The sequence below is a fragment of the Aeromonas sp. S41-2 genome, from assembly GCF_027705845.1.
Lineage (GTDB): Bacteria > Pseudomonadota > Gammaproteobacteria > Enterobacterales > Aeromonadaceae > Aeromonas > Aeromonas hydrophila.
Map to the genome: position 1 here is coordinate 115,344 of NZ_JAPDCG010000009.1, position 17,188 is coordinate 132,531.

Sequence of the window (17,188 nt, forward strand, 5' to 3'; positions counted from 1 at the left end):
CGGCTGAATGGGCAATAACCGGTAACATATTTAGGCTTGGCCGTTACGAGCCCGAGCTCTAGTATTGGCAGCATATCGAGAGGAGAGGCAAGCAATGAGTCAGCAATACAAGGTTCTGGTCGTCGACGATGATTTGAAATTACGTTCCCTGCTGGAGCGCTACCTGACCGAACAGGGGTTCGTGGTTCGGGGCGTCGCCAATGGTGAACAGGCCGACCGCCTGCTGACCCGTGAGAACTTCAGCCTGATGGTGCTGGATTTGATGCTGCCGGGGGAAGATGGCCTCTCCATCTGCCGCCGCCTGCGCGAGGCCGGCAACCAGATCCCGGTGCTGATGCTGACCGCCAAGGGGGATGAGGTGGATCGCATCGTCGGGCTCGAGATGGGTGCCGATGATTACCTGCCCAAGCCATTCAACCCCCGCGAGCTGCTGGCCCGGATCCGCGCCGTGCTGCGCCGGCACACCGTCGAGTTGCCGGGCGCCCCCTCTACCGCCGAGAAGGTGGTGAGCTTTGGCAGTTATCAGCTCAATCTGGCGACCCGCGAGCTGAGCCGTGATGGTGACCCGGTTGCACTGACCAGCGGTGAATTCGCCGTGCTCAAGGTGCTGGTGAGCCATCCGCGCGAGCCTCTCTCCCGCGACAAGCTGATGAACCTGGCCCGCGGCCGCGAATATACCGCCACCGAGCGCAGCATCGACGTACAGGTCTCCCGCCTGCGTCGCCTGCTGGAGCAGGATCCGGCACAGCCCCGTTATCTGCAGACCGTCTGGGGTCTGGGCTATGTGTTCGTGCCGGACGGTGACGGCGAATGAAGAAAGTGAGCAGCATGTTCTCCCGCATGCTCTGGTTTTTGGCCGCCGTGCTGGTGGTCTATCAGTTTGTCTCCTATGCCACCTTCTACAACTATCTGCTGGCGCCGACCGTCAAGCAGATCAGTCACCTACTGGCCAACCAGGTCAAGCTCATCTTCCCGGTCGAGAGCAACCAGCTGGCGTTGAGTGAAGACGCCGAGGCGCTGGTCTATGTGGCGACCGGCAGCGACATCTATACCCAGACCGAGGCGGAGCAGCACGGGCTCAACGAGTCCAAGCCCTACACCTATCTGGAAGAGAGCATCAGCCGCGAGCTGGGGGGCAAGACCAAGGTCAGGGTCGAGATCCAGGATCACTACATCATCTGGATCCAGCCGCCCCAGGCCAACAAGGTGTGGGTGCGGATCCCGCTGACCGAGATCGAGGATGACGACATCGAGCCGCTGATCCTCTACATGAGCGTGCTGCTGGTGGTGACCCTGTTCGCGGCCTGGCGCTTTGCCCGCCAGCTGGTGCGGCCGCTGGAGGATCTGGAGGCGGGGGCCGTGGCGGTGGCGCGCGGCAATTTTCCCGATGCGTTGGGAGAGCAGGGCTCGCGGGAGGTGCGTCGGCTGACTCGCACCTTCAATCACATGTCGAGCTCCATCAAGGGCCTGATCGAGGAGCGCAACCTGATGATGGCGGGCGTCTCCCACGATCTGCGTACCCCGCTGACCCGTATCCGGCTGGCGACCGAGATGATGTCCTCTGGCGATGAGTACCTCAAGGAGAGCATCAATGCGGACATTGACGAGTCCAATGGCATCATCGATCAGTTCATCGACTACATTCGGCCGGACGAAGGGCTGGATACCCAGCAGATCGACCTGACCCAGCTGATCCACGACAGCTTGCTGGTGCAGACCGATCAGGGACTGGAGGTGGAGCTCGAGTTGCCGGCCGAAGCAGTACGGGTGGCCTGCAACCCCATCAGCATCCGCCGTATCCTCAACAACCTGTCAGGCAATTCGCTGCGCTACGGTGCGAGCCGACTGCAGGCCGAGCTCAAGGATGATGGCCACTGGGTGCGGCTACGCCTGTCGGATGACGGCCCCGGCATTCCGGAGCAGGATTACTACCGGGTGCTCAAGCCCTTCACTCAGGGCAACGAGGCCCGTACCGGCAGCGGCAGCGGCCTGGGGTTGGCCATCGTCGCCAAGATTGTGTCCCAGCATCATGGAACCATCAGGCTGGGGCGCTCCGAGCTGGGGGGCTTGCTGGTGGAGATCCGGCTACCCAAGAACCAGCCGCTGGAGTGGATTGATTGAACGAAGGGCGTATCCGTGGATACGCCCTTCGCATATCAGGCTTGTGGCTCGCTGGTCTTGCGGTAGCGCCTGCCGTATTTCAGCTGCTGGATCAGCAGGGCGGCGACGATGAGCGCCAGCCCGATGGGGGTGGCCGGGTGGATGGTCTCGCCGATCAGCAGGTTGAGCAGCACCAGCGAAGCAAACGGCGAGATGAAGATGAGGTTGCTGATGGGGGCCGTGTTGGTGGCGTGGCGCAGCGCCATCAACCAGAGCACGAATCCAAAACCCATCTCGAACAACCCCACGTAGATGGCGCCGGCCCACCCCTGCCAGGCGGTCATGGCAAAGTCCGAGAGCAGCCAGGTCGCTGCGACGATAAAGGGCAGGCTGATGAGGAAGCCCAGCAGCAGACTGACGATGGGATCGCCCTGGTTGCGGGTGTTGAGGATCCAGTAGCCGGCCCAGATCAGGGTCGACACTAGCGCCAGCGTGACGCCGAGAGGGCTGTCGAACTGCAGACCGAATACATCCCCCTTGGTGGCGATTACCAGCGCGCCGAAGTAGCCGAGCACGATGGCCACCCCATCGCGGCGGCGCAACTTCTGACCGAGGAAGGGCACCGCCAGCAGACTGAGGGTGATGGCCCAGGTGTAGTTGAGGGTCTGTGCCTGCTGGGCGGGCAGCAGGTCATACGCCTTGAACAGCAACAGGTAATAGAGGAAGGGGTTGAGTACTCCCAGTGCCAGATAGTAGAGGGGACGACTCTTGATGTAGCCGACCAGCAGCGGCAGTTTGCCCTGACAGGCCACGATCACCCCCAGCGTCAGGGTCGAGGTGCAGGCCGCGACCAGCAGTAGTTGCACGGGTTCAAAGTAGGTGAGGGAGATCTTGAAGGCGCTAGCGACCGTCGACCAAAGGGCGACGGCGCAGAGTCCATATTGATAGGCTTTTTTCTGATCTTTGAGCATGGGGTGTCGTTCCGATGACGAAGGCCGGCGCACAGTCTACCAGCCTGTTTGCAACATTGTCGTTACCCCTGCCAGGCAAGGGCTTGCCCAGCCGTTGGCGAGATCCATCTGTCACATAAAATTGCGCACAATCTGTTCGCCTTCTCTTGCGCAAATTGAAAAAATCCGTATAATCCCCTCCGCTTACCCATGAGGTAAGCCAGACGATATGTCTGCTTGCTGAGTTTCCCGCTTGCGGGGGCCAGCCATACAGTCCTCCCGATATGGGAGGAAACGTGAAAAATCACACCTCTGGCGGGAGTAATCTCGGTCGGGCGGTGTTGATTTATGTTCTTTTATCTATTGGAGCTCTGTCAATGCAGAACCAAAGAATCCGTATCCGCCTGAAGGCTTTTGATCATCGCCTGATCGATCAATCCACTGCGGAAATCGTTGAAACTGCAAAGCGCACCGGCGCGCAGGTTCGCGGTCCTATTCCGCTGCCGACTCGCAAAGAGCGCTTCACCGTCCTGATCTCCCCGCACGTCAACAAAGATGCGCGTGATCAGTACGAGATCCGCACTCACAAGCGTCTGGTAGACATCGTTGAGCCGACTGACAAGACCGTGGACGCCCTGATGCGTCTGGATCTGGCAGCTGGTGTAGACGTCCAGATCAGCCTGGGTTAATTACGGAAAGAGGTTGATAACAATGACAATCGGTCTTGTAGGTCGCAAAGTGGGTATGACTCGCATCTTCACTGAAGATGGCGTTTCTATCCCGGTGACTGTTATCGAAGTTGAAGCTAACCGTGTAACTCAGGTCAAATCTGTAGAAACCGACGGCTACAACGCTATTCAGGTTACCACTGGCGCCAAGAAAGCCAGCCGTGTAACCAAGCCGGAAGCTGGCCACTTCGCCAAAGCTGGTGTAGAAGCCGGTCGCGGTCTGTGGGAATTCCGCCTGAACAACGGTGAAACTTTCACTGTTGGTAGCGAGCTGAAAGTAGATCTTCTCGCTGACGTTAAGCTGGTAGACGTTACCGGCACATCCAAGGGTAAAGGTTTTGCCGGTACTGTTAAGCGCTGGAACTTCCGCACCCAGGATATGACCCACGGTAACTCTCTGTCCCACCGTGTACCTGGCTCCATCGGTCAAAACCAGACCCCGGGCCGTGTATTCAAGGGCAAAAAGATGGCTGGTCACATGGGTGCTGAGCGTGTAACGACTCAGAACCTGGAACTGGTTCGTGTTGACGCTGAACGCAACCTGCTGCTCATCAAAGGCGCAGTACCGGGTGCAACCAACGGCAACGTGATCGTTAAACCTGCCGTCAAAGCGTAACGTCTGAGGAGATAGTAATGGAATTGGTAATGAAAGACGCCAAGAGCGCTCTTGAAGTTTCCGAGACTACCTTCGGGCGCGAATTCAACGAAGCTCTGGTTCACCAGGTTGTCGTTGCTTATGCCGCTGGTGCCCGTCAGGGTACTCGTGCGCAGCTGACTCGCTCTGAAGTGTCTGGTGGCGGCAAAAAGCCGTGGCGTCAGAAGGGTACTGGTCGTGCCCGTGCTGGCTCCATCCGTTCGCCCATTTGGCGTTCCGGTGGTGTGACTTTTGCAGCTAAGCCGCAAGATCACAGCCAGAAAGTAAACAAGAAGATGTACCGCGGCGCTATCCGTAGCATCCTGTCCGAGCTGGTACGTCAAGAGCGCCTGATCGTTGTTGAGAAGTTCGGCATCGAAGCTCCGAAGACCAAAGAACTGATCGCCAAGCTGAAAGAAATGGAACTGACTGACGTTCTGATCGTGACTGCTGAAGTCGATGAGAACCTGTTCCTGGCTGCTCGTAACCTGTACAAAGTTGACGTGCGTGACGTTGCCGGTATCGACCCGGTCAGCCTGATCGCTTTCGACAAGGTTCTGATGACTGCTGACGCAGTTAAGCAAATCGAGGAGATGCTGGCATGATCCGTGAAGAGCGTCTGCTGAAAGTTCTGAAGGCTCCGCACATCTCTGAAAAGAGCACCATGGTCGCAGAAAAGCAGAACACTATCGTGTTCAAAGTTGCTGTTGATGCCACCAAGGCGGAAGTCAAAGCTGCAGTTGCGAAACTGTTCGAGGTCGAAGTTGAGACCGTCCGTACCCTGAACATGAAGGGTAAGACCAAGCGCGCAGGTGCACGCGTAGGCCGTCGTTCCGATTGGAAAAAGGCTTATGTGACCCTGAAAGCTGGTCAGGACATCGACTTCATGGGCGCAGCCGAGTAAGAGGAGTTCTGAAAAATGGCAATCGTTAAGTGCAAGCCTACTTCTCCGGGCCGCCGCCACGTCGTCAAGATCGTCAACCAAGACCTGTACAAGGGCAAGCCCTTTGCAGCTCTGCTGGACAAGAAAGACAAGTCCGGTGGTCGTAACAACAACGGCCGCATCACCACCCGTCACATCGGCGGTGGTCACAAGCAACACTACCGTATCGTCGACTTCAAGCGCGACAAAGACGGTATCCCGGCCAAAGTAGAGCGCCTGGAATACGATCCTAACCGTACCGCAAACATCGCCCTGGTGCTGTATGCAGACGGTGAGCGTCGTTACATCCTGGCTCCGAAAGGCCTGAAAGCTGGTGATGCAATCGCTTCTGGTGCTGATGCCGCCATCAAGGTAGGTAACACCCTGCCGATGCGCAACATCCCGGTCGGTTCTACCGTTCACGCTGTTGAGATGAAGCCTGGTAAAGGTGCCCAGCTGGCTCGTTCCGCTGGTACTTTCATCCAGATCCTGGCTCGTGAAGGTAACTATGTAACTCTGCGTCTGCGTTCCGGCGAAGTACGTAAAGTTCTGGCCGAGTGCCGCGCCACCATCGGTGAAGTTGGTAACTCCGAGCACATGCTGCGTCAACTGGGTAAAGCCGGTGCAAACCGCTGGCGTGGTATTCGTCCGACCGTTCGCGGTATGGCGATGAACCCGGTCGACCACCCGCACGGTGGTGGTGAGGGTCGCAACAAGGGCATGCAGCCTGTGTCCCCATGGGGCCAGAAGGCTAAAGGCTTCAAGACCCGTAAGAACAAGCGTACCGACAAGTACATCGTACGTCGTCGTAACAAGTAATTGTTAACATAGAGGAATCACCATGCCACGTTCTCTCAAGAAGGGTCCATTTATTGACCTGCACTTGCTGAAGAAGGTAGAGAAAGCGGTGGAAAGCGGGGATAAAAAGCCGGTTAAGACCTGGTCCCGTCGTTCAATGATCATCCCGAACATGATCGGTTTGACCATCGCTGTCCATAATGGTCGTCAGCACGTTCCGGTTTTCGTTACCGAAGAAATGATCGGTCACAAACTGGGTGAATTCGCACCGACTCGTACTTATCGCGGCCATGCTGCTGATAAGAAGGCTAAGAAGCGCTAAGGGATAAATGATGGAAGCTATCGCTAAACACCGTTATGCCCGTACTTCTGCCCAGAAAGCTCGTCTGGTAGCCGATCAAGTACGTGGTCTGTCCGTAGACAAGGCTCTGAACATCCTGACCTTCAGCCCGAAAAAGGCTGCTGCTCTGGTGAAGAAAGTGCTGGAATCTGCCATTGCAAACGCTGAGCACAACGAAGGCGCCGATATCGACGCGCTGCGTGTTGCTACTATCATGGTCGACGAAGGTCCCTCCATGAAGCGCATCCGTCCGCGTGCCAAAGGTCGTGCGGATCGTATCCTCAAGCGTACCGCTCACATCACCGTAGTGGTATCCGACGCTAAGGCTGGGAGATAAGCAATGGGTCAGAAAGTACATCCTAATGGCATTCGCCTGGGTATTACCAAGCCTTGGAATTCTACCTGGTTCGCGAACACCAAAGACTTCGCTGACAACCTGTACAGCGATTTTCAAGTACGCCAGTTCCTGACCAAGGAACTGAAAAACGCGTCCTTGTCCAAGATCACCATCGAGCGTCCGGCCAAGAGCATCCGTGTGACCATTCACACCGCTCGTCCGGGTGTTGTGATCGGTAAGAAAGGCGAAGACGTTGAGAAACTGCGCAAAGCTGTAGCCGCAATTGCTGGCGTGCCTGCTCAGATCAACATTTCCGAAGTCCGCAAGCCGGAGCTGGATGGCAAACTGGTTGCCGACAGCATCACTTCCCAGCTGGAGCGTCGTGTAATGTTCCGTCGTGCTATGAAGCGCGCCGTACAGAACGCAATGCGCCTGGGTGCCAAGGGCATCAAAGTGGAAGTTTCCGGTCGTCTGGGCGGCGCTGAAATCGCGCGTACCGAATGGTACCGTGAAGGTCGTGTGCCGTTGCACACCCTGCGTGCCGACATCGACTACGCAACTTCTGAAGCCCACACCACTTACGGTGTGATCGGCGTTAAAGTTTGGATCTTCAAGGGCGAAGTTCTGGGCGGTCTGGCTGCTGTTAATGCCGCTGCTGCTCAAGAGCAAGCTCCTGCAAAGCCCAAGCGTGACAACAAGCGCCGCGCTGCTAAGTAAGGAGATTCGGTAAATGTTGCAACCAAAGCGTACTAAATTCCGCAAGACCCACAAGGGTCGTAACCGCGGTCTGGCCAACTCTGGTAACGAAGTATCCTTCGGTACCTTTGGCCTGAAGGCGACATCCCGTGGTCAACTGACTGCTCGTCAAATCGAAGCAGCCCGTCGTGCCATGACCCGTCACGTTAAGCGTCAAGGCAAGATCTGGATCCGTGTGTTCCCGGACAAGCCCATCACCGAAAAGCCCCTCGAAGTTCGTATGGGTAAAGGTAAGGGTAACGTGGAATACTGGGTTTGCCCGATCCAGCCTGGCAAGGTTCTGTACGAGATGGATGGTGTACCTGAGGCTCTGGCGCGTGAAGCGTTTGCCCTGGCCGCAGCTAAGCTGTCCGTTCAGACCACTTTCGTAATTAAGACGGTGATGTGATGAAAGCCCAAGATCTGCGTCAAAAGAGCGTCGAAGAACTGAACCAGGAGCTGCTGGGTCTGCTGCGTGAGCAATTCAACATGCGCATGCAAGCTTCCACCGGCCAGCTGGCTCAGACTCACACTCTGAAACAAGTGCGTCGTGACGTCGCACGTATCAAGACTGTACTGACTGAGAAGGCAGGTGCGTAATGACTGACAAGATCCGTACTCTGCAAGGTCGTGTAATCAGCGACAAGATGGACAAGTCCATCACTGTTGCTATCGAGCGCAAGGTAAAGCACCCGATCTACGGTAAGATCATCAAGCGCACTACCAAGCTGCACGTACATGATGAAAACAACGAATGCAAAGCTGGCGACCTCGTGGAAATCCGCGAATGTCGCCCGCTGTCCAAGACCAAGTCCTGGACCCTGGTTGCCGTTGTAGAAAAGGCCTAATCGGTACTTTGTAGTCCAAACGGCCCCTTAGCGGGGCCGTTTGTTTTTTAGGCTACCTTTTCTAAAAATCCTGTGTTATAGTTTCGCGCCTTTTGAAGGCAGCCAGATCCCGAGAGGGATAAGAAGTAAACAAAGCGGAGCACTAAGATGATCCAGATGCAAAGTATGCTGGGTGTTGCCGACAACTCCGGCGCTCGCAGTGTAATGTGTATTAAGGTTCTGGGTGGTTCGCACCGCCGTTACGCCGGCATCGGCGACATCATCAAGGTTTCCATCAAGGAAGCCATTCCTCGCGGTAAAGTGAAGAAAGGTGATGTGTATAACGCGGTGGTCGTACGCACCCGTAAAGGCGTTCGTCGTCCGGACGGCTCTGTCATCCGTTTCGACAACAATGCGGCTGTGTTGCTTAACAACAACCAACAGCCAATCGGTACTCGTATTTTTGGCCCGGTGACTCGTGAACTGCGTAATGAGAAGTTCATGAAGATTGTGTCCCTGGCACCCGAAGTACTGTAAGGAGTCGAACGATGGCAGCTAAAATCCGTCGCGAAGACGAAGTGATTGTTCTTACCGGCAAAGACAAGGGCAAGCGTGGCAAAGTCACTCAAGTCCTGATTGCAAAAGGTAAGGTAATCGTGGAAGGCATCAACCAGGTGAAGAAACACCAGAAGCCGGTACCCGCACTGGGTCAGGCTGGCGGTATCGTCACCAAAGAAGCCCCCATCGATGTATCTAACGTAGCGCTGTTCAACTCTGCCACTGGCAAGGCTGACCGCGTTGGTTTCCGGATTGAAGACGGCAAAAAAGTCCGTTTCTTCAAATCCACCGGCGAACTTGTGAAGTAATTGGAGTTTAACGATGGCGAAACTGCATGATTACTACAAATCCGATGTAGTAAATGAACTGTCCAAACAGTTCGGTTACAAGACTATCATGCAAGTCCCTCGGATCGAGAAAATCACCCTGAACATGGGTGTTGGTGAAGCGATCTCTGACAAGAAATTGCTGGAAAATGCTGCTGCCGATATGGCTGCCATTTCCGGTCAGAAGCCGCTGATCACCAAAGCTCGCAAATCTGTTGCGGGCTTCAAGATTCGTGAAGGCTACCCGATAGGTTGTAAAGTAACCCTGCGTGGCGAGCGTATGTGGGAGTTCCTGGAACGGCTGATTTGCATCTCCGTACCGCGTATCCGTGACTTCCGTGGCCTGAACGCTAAAGCGTTCGACGGTCGTGGTAACTACTCCATGGGCGTGCGTGAGCAAATCATCTTCCCGGAAATCGACTATGACAAGGTCGATCGCGTCCGTGGTCTGGATATCACCATCACCACTTCCGCGAATACCGATGAAGAAGGCCGTGCTCTGCTGGCTGCCTTTAACTTCCCATTCCGCAAGTAAGGTTAGGGTTATGGCTAAAACTTCCATGAAAGCACGTGAAGCAAAGCGTGCGAAGCTGGTAGCCAAGTTCGCCTCCAAGCGAACCGAGCTGAAAGCTATCATTGTTGATATGAACGCTTCTGAAGAAGCGCGTTGGGATGCTGTCCTGCAACTGCAACAGCTGCCCCGTGATTCCAGTCCGTCCCGCCAGCGTAACCGTTGCAATATTACTGGTCGTCCGCACGGTTTCCTGCGCAAGTTTGGCCTGTCTCGCATCAAGGTGCGTGAGCATGCCATGAAGGGCGAAATTCCGGGCCTGAAGAAGGCTTCTTGGTAACGAATCTCGGGAGTTAGACTTATGAGCATGCAAGATCCGATCGCGGATATGCTGACCCGCATCCGTAACGGTCAGGCGGCGAGCAAAGTTGCGGTTTCCATGCCTTCTTCCAAGCTGAAAGTGGCTATCGCCAAAGTGCTGAAAGAAGAAGGTTACATCACTGGCTACTCCGTAGCTGGTGACGTGAAGCCGGAACTGGAAATTGAACTGAAATATTTCCAGGGCAAGCCAGTTGTAGAACTGATCCAACGCGTGAGCCGTCCCGGCCTGCGTATTTACAAGCGCACTACTGATCTGCCGAAAGTTATGGGCGGTCTCGGTGTTGCTATCGTGTCCACGTCTAAAGGTGTGATGACTGACCGTGCTGCCCGCAAAGCAAGCATGGGCGGTGAGATCATCTGCTACGTCGCTTAATAGGAGGTAGGAAATGTCTCGTGTTGCTAAGGCACCCGTCACTATTCCTGCTGGCGTAGAGGTGACTCTGAACGGCCAGGAACTGTCCATCAAAGGTGGTAAAGGTTCTCTGGTTCGCTCTATTCACGCCGGTGTAGAAGTGACCAAAGAAGACAATGTACTGAAGTTCGCCCCGCGCGACGGCATCGCTGGTGCTGACGCTCAGGCCGGTACTGCCCGTGCATTGGTCAACAACATGGTAATCGGTGTTACCCAAGGCTTCGAGCGCAAGCTGCAGCTGGTTGGTGTAGGTTATAAAGCCTCCATCAAGGGCAATGCTGTTGCGCTGGCTCTGGGCTTCTCTCACCCGGTAGAGCATGCGCTGCCGGCTGGTGTGACCGCTGAGTGCCCGACTGCCACAGAAATCGTTCTGCGTGGTGTCGACAAGCAGCTGGTTGGCCAAGTCGCCGCCGATATCCGTGCTTACCGCGCTCCGGAGCCCTACAAGGGCAAGGGTGTACGCTATGCCAACGAGCAAGTGCGTACTAAAGAAGCTAAGAAGAAGTAAGGTAACACTATGGACAAGAAAGCAGCTCGTCTCCGTCGTGCTACTCGTGCTCGGAAAAAGATGCAGGAACTGGGAGCTACCCGTCTGGTGGTTCACCGTACCCCGCGTCATATCTATGCGCAGGTTATTGCAGCCAACGGTTCCGAAGTTCTGGCCTCTGCTTCCACAGTAGAGAAAGCCATCAGTGAAGCTATTAAATACACCGGTAACGCTGATGCAGCGACCGCGGTAGGTAAAGCAATCGCTGAGCGTGCTATTGCCAAAGGCGTTCAGAACGTATCTTTCGATCGTTCCGGTTTCAAGTATCACGGTCGCATCGCTGCTCTGGCAGCTGCTGCACGTGACGCTGGTCTTCAGTTCTAAGCTAGGAGTCGAAGATGGCTAAAGTCGAATCTCAAGCCGGCGAACTGCAAGAAAAGCTGATTGCAGTAAACCGTGTTTCGAAAACTGTTAAAGGTGGTCGTATCATGTCCTTCACCGCGTTGACCGTGGTGGGTGATGGTAACGGCCGTGTAGGTTACGGTTACGGTAAAGCCCGTGAAGTTCCGGCCGCTATTCAAAAAGCGATGGAACAGGCTAAGCGTAACCTGAACAAGGTTGAGCTGAACAACGGCACTCTGCACCACCCGGTGCGCGGTGTTCACTCCGGTTCCACCGTGTTCATGAAGCCGGCCTCTCAAGGTACTGGTATCATTGCAGGCGGCGCCATGCGTGCTGTTCTGGAAGTTGCTGGTATCCACAACGTGCTGGCCAAGACCTACGGTTCCACCAACCCAATCAACGTTGTTCGCGCAACTGTCGACGCTCTGGTACAGGGTCAATCCCCGGCCCAGATCGCTGCCAAGCGTGGTCTGCGCGTTGAAGAAATTCTGGGGTAATGCGACATGGCTAACACTGTAAAAGTAACTCAAACTCGCAGCTCTATCGGCCGTCTGCCAAAGCACAAGGCGACTCTGCGTGGTCTGGGTCTGCGTCGCATTGGTCACACCGTTGAGCTGGAAGATACTCCCTGCGTACGCGGCATGATCAACCAGGTTTATTACATGGTTAAGGTGGAGGGCTAAGCATGCGTCTGAATACTCTGTCTCCGGCCGCTGGCTCCAAGCGCGTTAAGCACCGTCCGGGCCGTGGTATCGGTTCTGGTCTGGGCAAGACCGGTGGTCGTGGTGTTAAAGGTCAAACCTCTCGTTCCGGTGGCGGCAAAGTCCGCAACGGTTTCGAAGGCGGCCAGATGCCTTTGAAAATCCGTCTGCCGAAGTTCGGTTTCTTCTCCCGCAAATCTTTGGTTTCTGCCGAAGTGCGCCTGAACGAAATCGCCCTGGTAGAAGGTGATGTGGTCGACGTGAGCACTCTGAAGCAAGCCGGTGTTATTACCAAAAACATCGTGTTCGCTAAAGTTGTTCTGTCTGGCAACATTGACCGTGCTGTGACCGTTCGTGGTCTGTCCGTCACCAAAGGTGCACGTGCAGCCATCGAGGCCGCTGGCGGTAAAATCGAGGAATAATCAGTACAATGGCTAAGAAACCAGGATTGGATGTTAAAGCACAGGGTGGTCTGAGTGAACTGAAGAGCCGTCTGCTCTTCGTTCTCGGGGCGATTATCGTTTTCCGTGCAGGCTCTTATGTGCCGATTCCTGGTATTGACGCCGCCGTACTGGCCGAGTTGTTCCAACAACAGAAGGGCACCATCATTGAGATGTTCAACATGTTCAGTGGTGGTGCACTCTCGCGTGCTTCTATTCTTGCGCTGGGGATCATGCCGTACATTTCGGCGTCGATCATTATCCAGCTACTGACTGTGGTTCACCCCGCTCTTGCTGAACTCAAGAAAGAAGGTGAATCCGGCCGTCGCAAGATTAGCCAATATACCCGTTGGGGCACGCTGGTTTTGGGAACGTTCCAGGCCATTGGTATTGCAACCGGTCTGCCGAATATGATGCAAGGACTCGTGACTCATCCGGGTTTGGGCTTCTATTTCACGGCCGTTGTGAGTCTGGTCACCGGTACCATGTTCTTGATGTGGTTGGGTGAGCAGATTACCGAGCGTGGGATTGGTAATGGTATCTCGTTGATTATCTTCACAGGTATCGTTGCTGGTCTGCCTCATGCCATTGGCGCTACGGCCGAACAGGCACGTCAAGGGGAATTGCACATCCTGCTGTTGTTGTTGCTGGGCTTGATTGTTTTCGCAGTGACTTACTTTGTGGTGTTCGTGGAGCGTGGTCAGCGTCGTATCGTCGTTAACTATGCCAAGCGTCAACAAGGCCGCCAGGTATTTGCCGCGCAAAGCACACACCTGCCGTTGAAAGTGAATATGGCCGGTGTGATTCCTGCGATTTTCGCATCCAGCATCATCCTCTTCCCAGGGACCATTACCTCTTGGTTTGGTCAGGGCGAGGGCAAGATCGCTGACATCCTGCAACAGGTCTCTATGGTCCTGCAGCCGGGTCAGCCCTTGTATGAGATGCTCTATGCAGCAGCCATTATCTTCTTCTGCTTCTTCTATACCGCGCTGGTGTTCAACCCCCGCGAGACAGCAGACAACCTGAAGAAGAGTGGAGCCTTTATCCCGGGGATCCGCCCGGGCGAGCAGACAGCACGTTATATCGATAAGGTTATGACTCGCCTGACATTGGCAGGTGCGCTCTATATAACCTTTATCTGTCTGGTACCCCAGTTCTTGATGACTGCCTGGAACGTACAGTTCTACTTCGGTGGCACCTCGCTGCTGATTATCGTGGTAGTTATCATGGACTTCATGGCTCAGGTTCAGACCCATATGATGTCTCATCAATATGGTGATGTCCTGAGGAAGGCCAACCTGAAGGGCTACGGCCGCTAAAGGTCGGCGTAGTTACGGAGTTAAGCAATGAAAGTTCGTGCTTCCGTTAAGGCAATCTGCCGTAACTGCAAAATCATCAAGCGTCACGGTGTGGTGCGTGTGATTTGCAGCGAGCCAAAGCATAAACAGCGCCAAGGCTAATTTTTTACGGTTAGTACTTGCAACAAATAGTTGTGCTGGCTAATATAGCCAGCCAACTTTTGTTGTGTATTGGTTGACCGCCACGTATCCGCTCACGGGCTTTGTGGTGGTCGTAATCTACTATATGTAGGAGTGAATAGTGGCCCGTATCGCTGGCATTAACATTCCTGACCATAAGCATGCAGTCATTGCTTTGACTGCTATTTATGGCGTCGGTCGTACCCGCTCCAAGGCCATCTGTGCCGCAGCCGGTATCGCTGAGAATGTGAAAATTAAAGACCTGGACGAAGCTCAGATCGAGAGTCTGCGTGAACAAGTAGGTAAATTCACCGTTGAAGGTGACCTGCGTCGTCAGATTTCCATGAACATCAAGCGATTGATGGATCTGGGTTGCTACCGTGGTTTGCGTCACCGTCGTAGCCTGCCTGTTCGTGGTCAACGTACCAAGACCAACGCTCGTACCCGTAAGGGTCCGCGCAAGGCTATCAAGAAGTAACGGGAAGGTAGAAAATGGCTAAAACTCCGACTCGTGCTCGCAAGCGCGTTAAAAAGCAAGTGAGCGACGGTATTGCGCACGTTCATGCATCTTTCAACAACACAATCGTGACCATTACTGACCGTCAGGGCAATGCTCTGTCATGGGCTACCTCCGGTGGTTCAGGTTTCCGTGGTTCCCGTAAGTCCACTCCGTTTGCTGCCCAGGTAGCTGCTGAGCGTGCTGGTGAGATCGCCAAAGAATACGGCGTGAAGAACCTGGAAGTCATGGTCAAAGGTCCGGGTCCCGGTCGTGAGTCTTCCATCCGCGCTCTGAACGCGGCTGGTTTCCGCATCACTAACATTACTGATGTGACTCCGATCCCGCACAACGGTTGTCGTCCTCCCAAGAAGCGCCGCGTGTAACGCTGTAGCTACTTGGTCTAGGATTGTTGGAGAAAGAAGATGGCAAGATATATCGGTCCTAAGCTTAAGCTTAGCCGTCGTGAGGGCACCGACCTCTTCCTGAAGTCTGGTGTTCGTGCGATTGATTCTAAGTGCAAGATTGACACCGTTCCTGGTCAACACGGTGCGCGTAAAGCGCGTCTGTCTGACTACGGTGTTCAGCTGCGCGAGAAACAAAAAGTTCGTCGTATCTACGGCGTATTGGAAAAACAGTTCCGCAACTACTACCGCGACGCTGCCCGTCAAAAGGGTAACACCGGTGAAAACCTGTTGCAGCTGCTGGAAGGTCGTTTGGACAACGTTGTTTACCGTATGGGCTTCGGTGCTACCCGTGCTGAGTCTCGTCAGCTGGTGAGCCACAAGGCCATCATGGTCAACGGTCGCGTTGTGAACATTCCTTCTTTCCAGGTTTCCCCTGAGGACGTGATCTGCGTTCGTGAGAAGGCTAAGAAGCAAGCGCGTATCAAAGCATCCCTCGAGGTTGCTGGTCAGCGCGAGAAGCCGACTTGGGTAGAGGTTGATGCCGCTAAAATGGAAGGTGCTTTCAAGCGTCTGCCAGAGCGTTCCGACCTGTCTGCCGACATTAACGAACAGCTGATCGTCGAGCTTTACTCCAAGTAAAGCTAGCTTCTAAAGAGAGGACACAATGCTGGGTTCTGTAACAGATTTTCTTAAACCGCGGCTAGTTGACATCGAGCAAGTTAGCCCGACTCATGCGAAAGTGACTCTCGAGCCACTTGAGCGTGGCTTTGGTCACACGCTGGGTAATGCCCTGCGTCGTATTTTGCTGTCTTCTATGCCCGGTTGTGCAGTTACTGAAGTCGAAATTGACGGGGTACTGCATGAGTACAGCAGCAAAGAAGGTGTACAGGAAGACATTCTTGAAATCCTGCTCAACCTGAAAGGTATCGCTGTGAAGCTGGAAGGCAAGGACGAGGTAACTCTGTCCCTGACCAAGTCTGGAACAGGCCCCGTTACCGCTGGTGATATCACTCACGGTGATGAAGTCGAGATCGTAAACCCGGAGCACGTAATCTGCCACCTGACTGGCGCCAATGCTGAAATCAGCATGCGCCTGAAAGTTCAGCGCGGTCGTGGTTATGTGCCTGCTTCTGCTCGTGTTCACAACGATGATGAAGAGCGTCCTATTGGTCGCCTGCTGCTGGACTCCGCGTTTAGCCCCATCGTTCGTATTGCCTACAACGTTGAGGCAGCACGTGTGGAGCAGCGTACCGACTTGGACAAGCTGGTCATCGACATGGAGACCAATGGTACTCTGGATCCTGAAGAAGCTATCCGTCGTTCTGCCACTATTCTGGCCGAGCAACTGGAAGCCTTCGTGGATCTGCGCGATGTCAGCGTGCCCGAGAAGAAAGAAGAGAAACCCGAGTTTGATCCGATTCTGCTGCGTCCTGTCGATGATTTGGAGCTGACAGTTCGTTCTGCGAACTGTCTGAAGGCAGAAGCTATCCACTATATTGGTGATCTGGTACAGCGTACCGAAGTTGAGTTGCTTAAGACTCCTAACCTCGGTAAGAAGTCCCTGACTGAGATCAAGGACGTGTTGGCCTCCCGTGGTCTGTCTCTTGGCATGCGCCTCGAGAATTGGCCGCCCGCCAGCATCGCTGACGAGTAATCCAGATTACGGGTTTCACAGATTTAGTTAGAAGGATAAGGTCATGCGCCATCGTTTGAGTGGTCGTCAACTGAACCGGAACAGCAGCCATCGTCAGGCTATGTTCCGCAACATGGCCAGCTCCCTGGTTCGTCATGAGATCATCAAGACGACTCTGCCTAAGGCAAAAGAGCTGCGTCGTGTAGTTGAACCGCTGATCACCCTTGCCAAGACTGATAGCGTTGCTAATCGTCGCCTGGCATTTGCCCGTACTCGCGATAACGCGATCGTGGCTAAGCTGTTCAATGAACTGGGCCCGCGCTACCTGGAGCGCGCCGGCGGTTATACTCGCATTCTGAAATGCGGTTTCCGTGCAGGCGACAACGCCCCTATGGCTTACATTGAGCTGGTAGACCGCCCGGCCGCTGCTGAAGCAGCTGCTGAGTGATAAAGAAAAAGCCGGGCTTGTCCCGGCTTTTCTTTTAATTGATTCTGATACTGCCTCAACTGCCTCAACTGCCTCAACTGCCTCAACTGCCTCAACTGCCTCAACTGCCTCAACTGCCTCAACTGCCTCAACTGCCT

Annotated in this window: 31 protein-coding genes; 30 read left to right on the forward strand and 1 reads right to left on the reverse strand. The window is 54.7% G+C overall.

The window, feature by feature from the left end:
* The first annotated feature begins 94 nt into the window (after positions 1 to 94).
* Together ompR and envZ are read left to right on the forward strand one after the other, a co-directional pair.
* Positions 95 to 814: an osmolarity response regulator transcription factor OmpR gene (ompR, locus tag OKC44_RS18335; protein WP_005307934.1), complete on the forward strand. Its 720-nt coding sequence runs from the start codon at positions 95 to 97 to the stop codon at positions 812 to 814.
* Positions 811 to 2,121, forward strand: coding sequence for a two-component system sensor histidine kinase EnvZ (envZ, locus tag OKC44_RS18340; protein WP_017410611.1), 1,311 nt, complete (start codon positions 811 to 813; stop codon positions 2,119 to 2,121). The genes ompR and envZ overlap by 4 nt, the downstream gene beginning before the upstream one ends.
* Before the next feature lie 35 nt (positions 2,122 to 2,156).
* On the opposite strand, the gene OKC44_RS18345 is transcribed toward envZ, so the two are convergent.
* Positions 2,157 to 3,071 carry a DMT family transporter gene (locus OKC44_RS18345; RefSeq protein ID WP_139390214.1) on the reverse strand — a complete coding sequence of 305 codons (915 nt, stop codon included), beginning with the start codon at positions 3,069 to 3,071 and terminating at the stop codon, positions 2,157 to 2,159.
* A gap of 356 nt (positions 3,072 to 3,427) precedes the next feature.
* On the opposite strand from OKC44_RS18345, the gene rpsJ reads away from it, so the two are divergent.
* From rpsJ to rplQ, 28 genes are all read left to right on the forward strand, one after another.
* Complete coding sequence (gene rpsJ, locus OKC44_RS18350) at positions 3,428 to 3,739, forward strand: 30S ribosomal protein S10 (protein WP_005307944.1); 312 nt, start codon at positions 3,428 to 3,430, stop codon at positions 3,737 to 3,739.
* 22 nt (positions 3,740 to 3,761) lie between these two features.
* A complete protein-coding gene (rplC, locus tag OKC44_RS18355; RefSeq protein ID WP_010672559.1) occupies positions 3,762 to 4,394 on the forward strand; it encodes a 50S ribosomal protein L3 in 633 nt (210 codons plus the stop codon).
* Positions 4,395 to 4,411: 17 nt separating this feature from the next.
* Positions 4,412 to 5,017 carry a 50S ribosomal protein L4 gene (gene rplD / locus OKC44_RS18360; RefSeq protein ID WP_005340616.1) on the forward strand — a complete coding sequence of 202 codons (606 nt, stop codon included), beginning with the start codon at positions 4,412 to 4,414 and terminating at the stop codon, positions 5,015 to 5,017.
* The gene (rplW, locus tag OKC44_RS18365) at positions 5,014 to 5,316 is read left to right on the forward strand and encodes a 50S ribosomal protein L23 (protein WP_005307955.1); all 303 of its coding nucleotides are present in this window, start codon (positions 5,014 to 5,016) and stop codon (positions 5,314 to 5,316) included. Before rplD ends, rplW begins: the two co-directional genes overlap by 4 nt.
* A 15-nt stretch (positions 5,317 to 5,331) precedes the next feature.
* Positions 5,332 to 6,153 carry a 50S ribosomal protein L2 gene (rplB, locus tag OKC44_RS18370; RefSeq protein WP_005307957.1) on the forward strand — a complete coding sequence of 274 codons (822 nt, stop codon included), beginning with the start codon at positions 5,332 to 5,334 and terminating at the stop codon, positions 6,151 to 6,153.
* A gap of 22 nt (positions 6,154 to 6,175) precedes the next feature.
* The gene (rpsS, locus tag OKC44_RS18375; protein WP_005307960.1) at positions 6,176 to 6,454 is read left to right on the forward strand and encodes a 30S ribosomal protein S19; all 279 of its coding nucleotides are present in this window, start codon (positions 6,176 to 6,178) and stop codon (positions 6,452 to 6,454) included.
* Positions 6,455 to 6,464: 10 nt separating this feature from the next.
* A complete protein-coding gene (rplV, locus tag OKC44_RS18380) occupies positions 6,465 to 6,809 on the forward strand; it encodes a 50S ribosomal protein L22 (RefSeq protein ID WP_011704314.1) in 345 nt (114 codons plus the stop codon).
* A gap of 3 nt (positions 6,810 to 6,812) precedes the next feature.
* Positions 6,813 to 7,526 carry a 30S ribosomal protein S3 gene (rpsC, locus tag OKC44_RS18385; RefSeq protein ID WP_005331168.1) on the forward strand — a complete coding sequence of 238 codons (714 nt, stop codon included), beginning with the start codon at positions 6,813 to 6,815 and terminating at the stop codon, positions 7,524 to 7,526.
* 13 nt (positions 7,527 to 7,539) lie between these two features.
* Complete coding sequence (gene rplP / locus OKC44_RS18390; RefSeq protein ID WP_005307963.1) at positions 7,540 to 7,953, forward strand: 50S ribosomal protein L16; 414 nt, start codon at positions 7,540 to 7,542, stop codon at positions 7,951 to 7,953.
* On the forward strand, positions 7,953 to 8,144 hold the full coding sequence (gene rpmC / locus OKC44_RS18395) for a 50S ribosomal protein L29 (RefSeq protein ID WP_005307965.1): 192 nt from the start codon (positions 7,953 to 7,955) through the stop codon (positions 8,142 to 8,144). Before rplP ends, rpmC begins: the two co-directional genes overlap by 1 nt.
* The gene (gene rpsQ / locus OKC44_RS18400) at positions 8,144 to 8,392 is read left to right on the forward strand and encodes a 30S ribosomal protein S17 (protein WP_005307966.1); all 249 of its coding nucleotides are present in this window, start codon (positions 8,144 to 8,146) and stop codon (positions 8,390 to 8,392) included. The genes rpmC and rpsQ overlap by 1 nt, the downstream gene beginning before the upstream one ends.
* A gap of 147 nt (positions 8,393 to 8,539) precedes the next feature.
* Positions 8,540 to 8,908, forward strand: coding sequence for a 50S ribosomal protein L14 (rplN, locus tag OKC44_RS18405; RefSeq protein WP_005307975.1), 369 nt, complete (start codon positions 8,540 to 8,542; stop codon positions 8,906 to 8,908).
* Between the two features lie 11 nt (positions 8,909 to 8,919).
* Positions 8,920 to 9,237, forward strand: a complete 318-nt coding sequence (gene rplX / locus OKC44_RS18410) for a 50S ribosomal protein L24 (RefSeq protein ID WP_005307977.1) — start codon at positions 8,920 to 8,922, stop codon at positions 9,235 to 9,237.
* Between the two features lie 13 nt (positions 9,238 to 9,250).
* Positions 9,251 to 9,790 carry a 50S ribosomal protein L5 gene (rplE, locus tag OKC44_RS18415; RefSeq protein ID WP_005331162.1) on the forward strand — a complete coding sequence of 180 codons (540 nt, stop codon included), beginning with the start codon at positions 9,251 to 9,253 and terminating at the stop codon, positions 9,788 to 9,790.
* A 10-nt stretch (positions 9,791 to 9,800) separates the two neighbouring features.
* Positions 9,801 to 10,106 carry a 30S ribosomal protein S14 gene (gene rpsN, locus OKC44_RS18420; RefSeq protein ID WP_011704315.1) on the forward strand — a complete coding sequence of 102 codons (306 nt, stop codon included), beginning with the start codon at positions 9,801 to 9,803 and terminating at the stop codon, positions 10,104 to 10,106.
* Positions 10,107 to 10,127: 21 nt separating this feature from the next.
* On the forward strand, positions 10,128 to 10,520 hold the full coding sequence (gene rpsH / locus OKC44_RS18425) for a 30S ribosomal protein S8 (protein ID WP_011704316.1): 393 nt from the start codon (positions 10,128 to 10,130) through the stop codon (positions 10,518 to 10,520).
* Between the two features lie 13 nt (positions 10,521 to 10,533).
* Entirely contained in the window at positions 10,534 to 11,067 is a 534-nt protein-coding gene (rplF, locus tag OKC44_RS18430) for a 50S ribosomal protein L6 (RefSeq protein ID WP_005307981.1), read from the forward strand.
* Between the two features lie 9 nt (positions 11,068 to 11,076).
* Complete coding sequence (gene rplR / locus OKC44_RS18435; protein ID WP_011704317.1) at positions 11,077 to 11,430, forward strand: 50S ribosomal protein L18; 354 nt, start codon at positions 11,077 to 11,079, stop codon at positions 11,428 to 11,430.
* A gap of 14 nt (positions 11,431 to 11,444) precedes the next feature.
* Entirely contained in the window at positions 11,445 to 11,945 is a 501-nt protein-coding gene (gene rpsE / locus OKC44_RS18440) for a 30S ribosomal protein S5 (RefSeq protein WP_011704318.1), read from the forward strand.
* A gap of 6 nt (positions 11,946 to 11,951) precedes the next feature.
* A complete protein-coding gene (rpmD, locus tag OKC44_RS18445; RefSeq protein ID WP_005307985.1) occupies positions 11,952 to 12,131 on the forward strand; it encodes a 50S ribosomal protein L30 in 180 nt (59 codons plus the stop codon).
* A 2-nt stretch (positions 12,132 to 12,133) separates the two neighbouring features.
* Positions 12,134 to 12,571, forward strand: coding sequence for a 50S ribosomal protein L15 (gene rplO, locus OKC44_RS18450; protein ID WP_005307987.1), 438 nt, complete (start codon positions 12,134 to 12,136; stop codon positions 12,569 to 12,571).
* Positions 12,572 to 12,579: 8 nt separating this feature from the next.
* Entirely contained in the window at positions 12,580 to 13,908 is a 1,329-nt protein-coding gene (gene secY, locus OKC44_RS18455; RefSeq protein WP_010672567.1) for a preprotein translocase subunit SecY, read from the forward strand.
* 27 nt (positions 13,909 to 13,935) lie between these two features.
* A complete protein-coding gene (gene rpmJ / locus OKC44_RS18460; RefSeq protein WP_005319705.1) occupies positions 13,936 to 14,049 on the forward strand; it encodes a 50S ribosomal protein L36 in 114 nt (37 codons plus the stop codon).
* Between the two features lie 139 nt (positions 14,050 to 14,188).
* A complete protein-coding gene (gene rpsM, locus OKC44_RS18465; protein WP_005307991.1) occupies positions 14,189 to 14,545 on the forward strand; it encodes a 30S ribosomal protein S13 in 357 nt (118 codons plus the stop codon).
* Between the two features lie 14 nt (positions 14,546 to 14,559).
* Entirely contained in the window at positions 14,560 to 14,949 is a 390-nt protein-coding gene (gene rpsK, locus OKC44_RS18470; RefSeq protein ID WP_005319702.1) for a 30S ribosomal protein S11, read from the forward strand.
* 39 nt (positions 14,950 to 14,988) lie between these two features.
* Positions 14,989 to 15,609, forward strand: coding sequence for a 30S ribosomal protein S4 (gene rpsD / locus OKC44_RS18475; protein WP_011704319.1), 621 nt, complete (start codon positions 14,989 to 14,991; stop codon positions 15,607 to 15,609).
* A 25-nt stretch (positions 15,610 to 15,634) separates the two neighbouring features.
* Entirely contained in the window at positions 15,635 to 16,624 is a 990-nt protein-coding gene (locus OKC44_RS18480; protein ID WP_005307997.1) for a DNA-directed RNA polymerase subunit alpha, read from the forward strand.
* Between the two features lie 43 nt (positions 16,625 to 16,667).
* Complete coding sequence (gene rplQ, locus OKC44_RS18485) at positions 16,668 to 17,051, forward strand: 50S ribosomal protein L17 (protein WP_005307999.1); 384 nt, start codon at positions 16,668 to 16,670, stop codon at positions 17,049 to 17,051.
* Positions 17,052 to 17,188 lie beyond the last annotated feature (137 nt).

Coding starts and splice junctions, on each gene's coding strand:
- ompR (WP_005307934.1), top strand. CDS start 95: ATGAGTCAGCAATACAAGGTTCTGGTCGTCGACGATGATTTGAAATTA.
- envZ (WP_017410611.1), top strand. CDS start 811: ATGAAGAAAGTGAGCAGCATGTTCTCCCGCATGCTCTGGTTTTTGGCC.
- OKC44_RS18345 (WP_139390214.1), bottom strand. CDS start 3,071: ATGCTCAAAGATCAGAAAAAAGCCTATCAATATGGACTCTGCGCCGTC.
- rpsJ (WP_005307944.1), top strand. CDS start 3,428: ATGCAGAACCAAAGAATCCGTATCCGCCTGAAGGCTTTTGATCATCGC.
- rplC (WP_010672559.1), top strand. CDS start 3,762: ATGACAATCGGTCTTGTAGGTCGCAAAGTGGGTATGACTCGCATCTTC.
- rplD (WP_005340616.1), top strand. CDS start 4,412: ATGGAATTGGTAATGAAAGACGCCAAGAGCGCTCTTGAAGTTTCCGAG.
- rplW (WP_005307955.1), top strand. CDS start 5,014: ATGATCCGTGAAGAGCGTCTGCTGAAAGTTCTGAAGGCTCCGCACATC.
- rplB (WP_005307957.1), top strand. CDS start 5,332: ATGGCAATCGTTAAGTGCAAGCCTACTTCTCCGGGCCGCCGCCACGTC.
- rpsS (WP_005307960.1), top strand. CDS start 6,176: ATGCCACGTTCTCTCAAGAAGGGTCCATTTATTGACCTGCACTTGCTG.
- rplV (WP_011704314.1), top strand. CDS start 6,465: ATGGAAGCTATCGCTAAACACCGTTATGCCCGTACTTCTGCCCAGAAA.
- rpsC (WP_005331168.1), top strand. CDS start 6,813: ATGGGTCAGAAAGTACATCCTAATGGCATTCGCCTGGGTATTACCAAG.
- rplP (WP_005307963.1), top strand. CDS start 7,540: ATGTTGCAACCAAAGCGTACTAAATTCCGCAAGACCCACAAGGGTCGT.
- rpmC (WP_005307965.1), top strand. CDS start 7,953: ATGAAAGCCCAAGATCTGCGTCAAAAGAGCGTCGAAGAACTGAACCAG.
- rpsQ (WP_005307966.1), top strand. CDS start 8,144: ATGACTGACAAGATCCGTACTCTGCAAGGTCGTGTAATCAGCGACAAG.
- rplN (WP_005307975.1), top strand. CDS start 8,540: ATGATCCAGATGCAAAGTATGCTGGGTGTTGCCGACAACTCCGGCGCT.
- rplX (WP_005307977.1), top strand. CDS start 8,920: ATGGCAGCTAAAATCCGTCGCGAAGACGAAGTGATTGTTCTTACCGGC.
- rplE (WP_005331162.1), top strand. CDS start 9,251: ATGGCGAAACTGCATGATTACTACAAATCCGATGTAGTAAATGAACTG.
- rpsN (WP_011704315.1), top strand. CDS start 9,801: ATGGCTAAAACTTCCATGAAAGCACGTGAAGCAAAGCGTGCGAAGCTG.
- rpsH (WP_011704316.1), top strand. CDS start 10,128: ATGAGCATGCAAGATCCGATCGCGGATATGCTGACCCGCATCCGTAAC.
- rplF (WP_005307981.1), top strand. CDS start 10,534: ATGTCTCGTGTTGCTAAGGCACCCGTCACTATTCCTGCTGGCGTAGAG.
- rplR (WP_011704317.1), top strand. CDS start 11,077: ATGGACAAGAAAGCAGCTCGTCTCCGTCGTGCTACTCGTGCTCGGAAA.
- rpsE (WP_011704318.1), top strand. CDS start 11,445: ATGGCTAAAGTCGAATCTCAAGCCGGCGAACTGCAAGAAAAGCTGATT.
- rpmD (WP_005307985.1), top strand. CDS start 11,952: ATGGCTAACACTGTAAAAGTAACTCAAACTCGCAGCTCTATCGGCCGT.
- rplO (WP_005307987.1), top strand. CDS start 12,134: ATGCGTCTGAATACTCTGTCTCCGGCCGCTGGCTCCAAGCGCGTTAAG.
- secY (WP_010672567.1), top strand. CDS start 12,580: ATGGCTAAGAAACCAGGATTGGATGTTAAAGCACAGGGTGGTCTGAGT.
- rpmJ (WP_005319705.1), top strand. CDS start 13,936: ATGAAAGTTCGTGCTTCCGTTAAGGCAATCTGCCGTAACTGCAAAATC.
- rpsK (WP_005319702.1), top strand. CDS start 14,560: ATGGCTAAAACTCCGACTCGTGCTCGCAAGCGCGTTAAAAAGCAAGTG.
- rpsD (WP_011704319.1), top strand. CDS start 14,989: ATGGCAAGATATATCGGTCCTAAGCTTAAGCTTAGCCGTCGTGAGGGC.
- OKC44_RS18480 (WP_005307997.1), top strand. CDS start 15,635: ATGCTGGGTTCTGTAACAGATTTTCTTAAACCGCGGCTAGTTGACATC.
- rplQ (WP_005307999.1), top strand. CDS start 16,668: ATGCGCCATCGTTTGAGTGGTCGTCAACTGAACCGGAACAGCAGCCAT.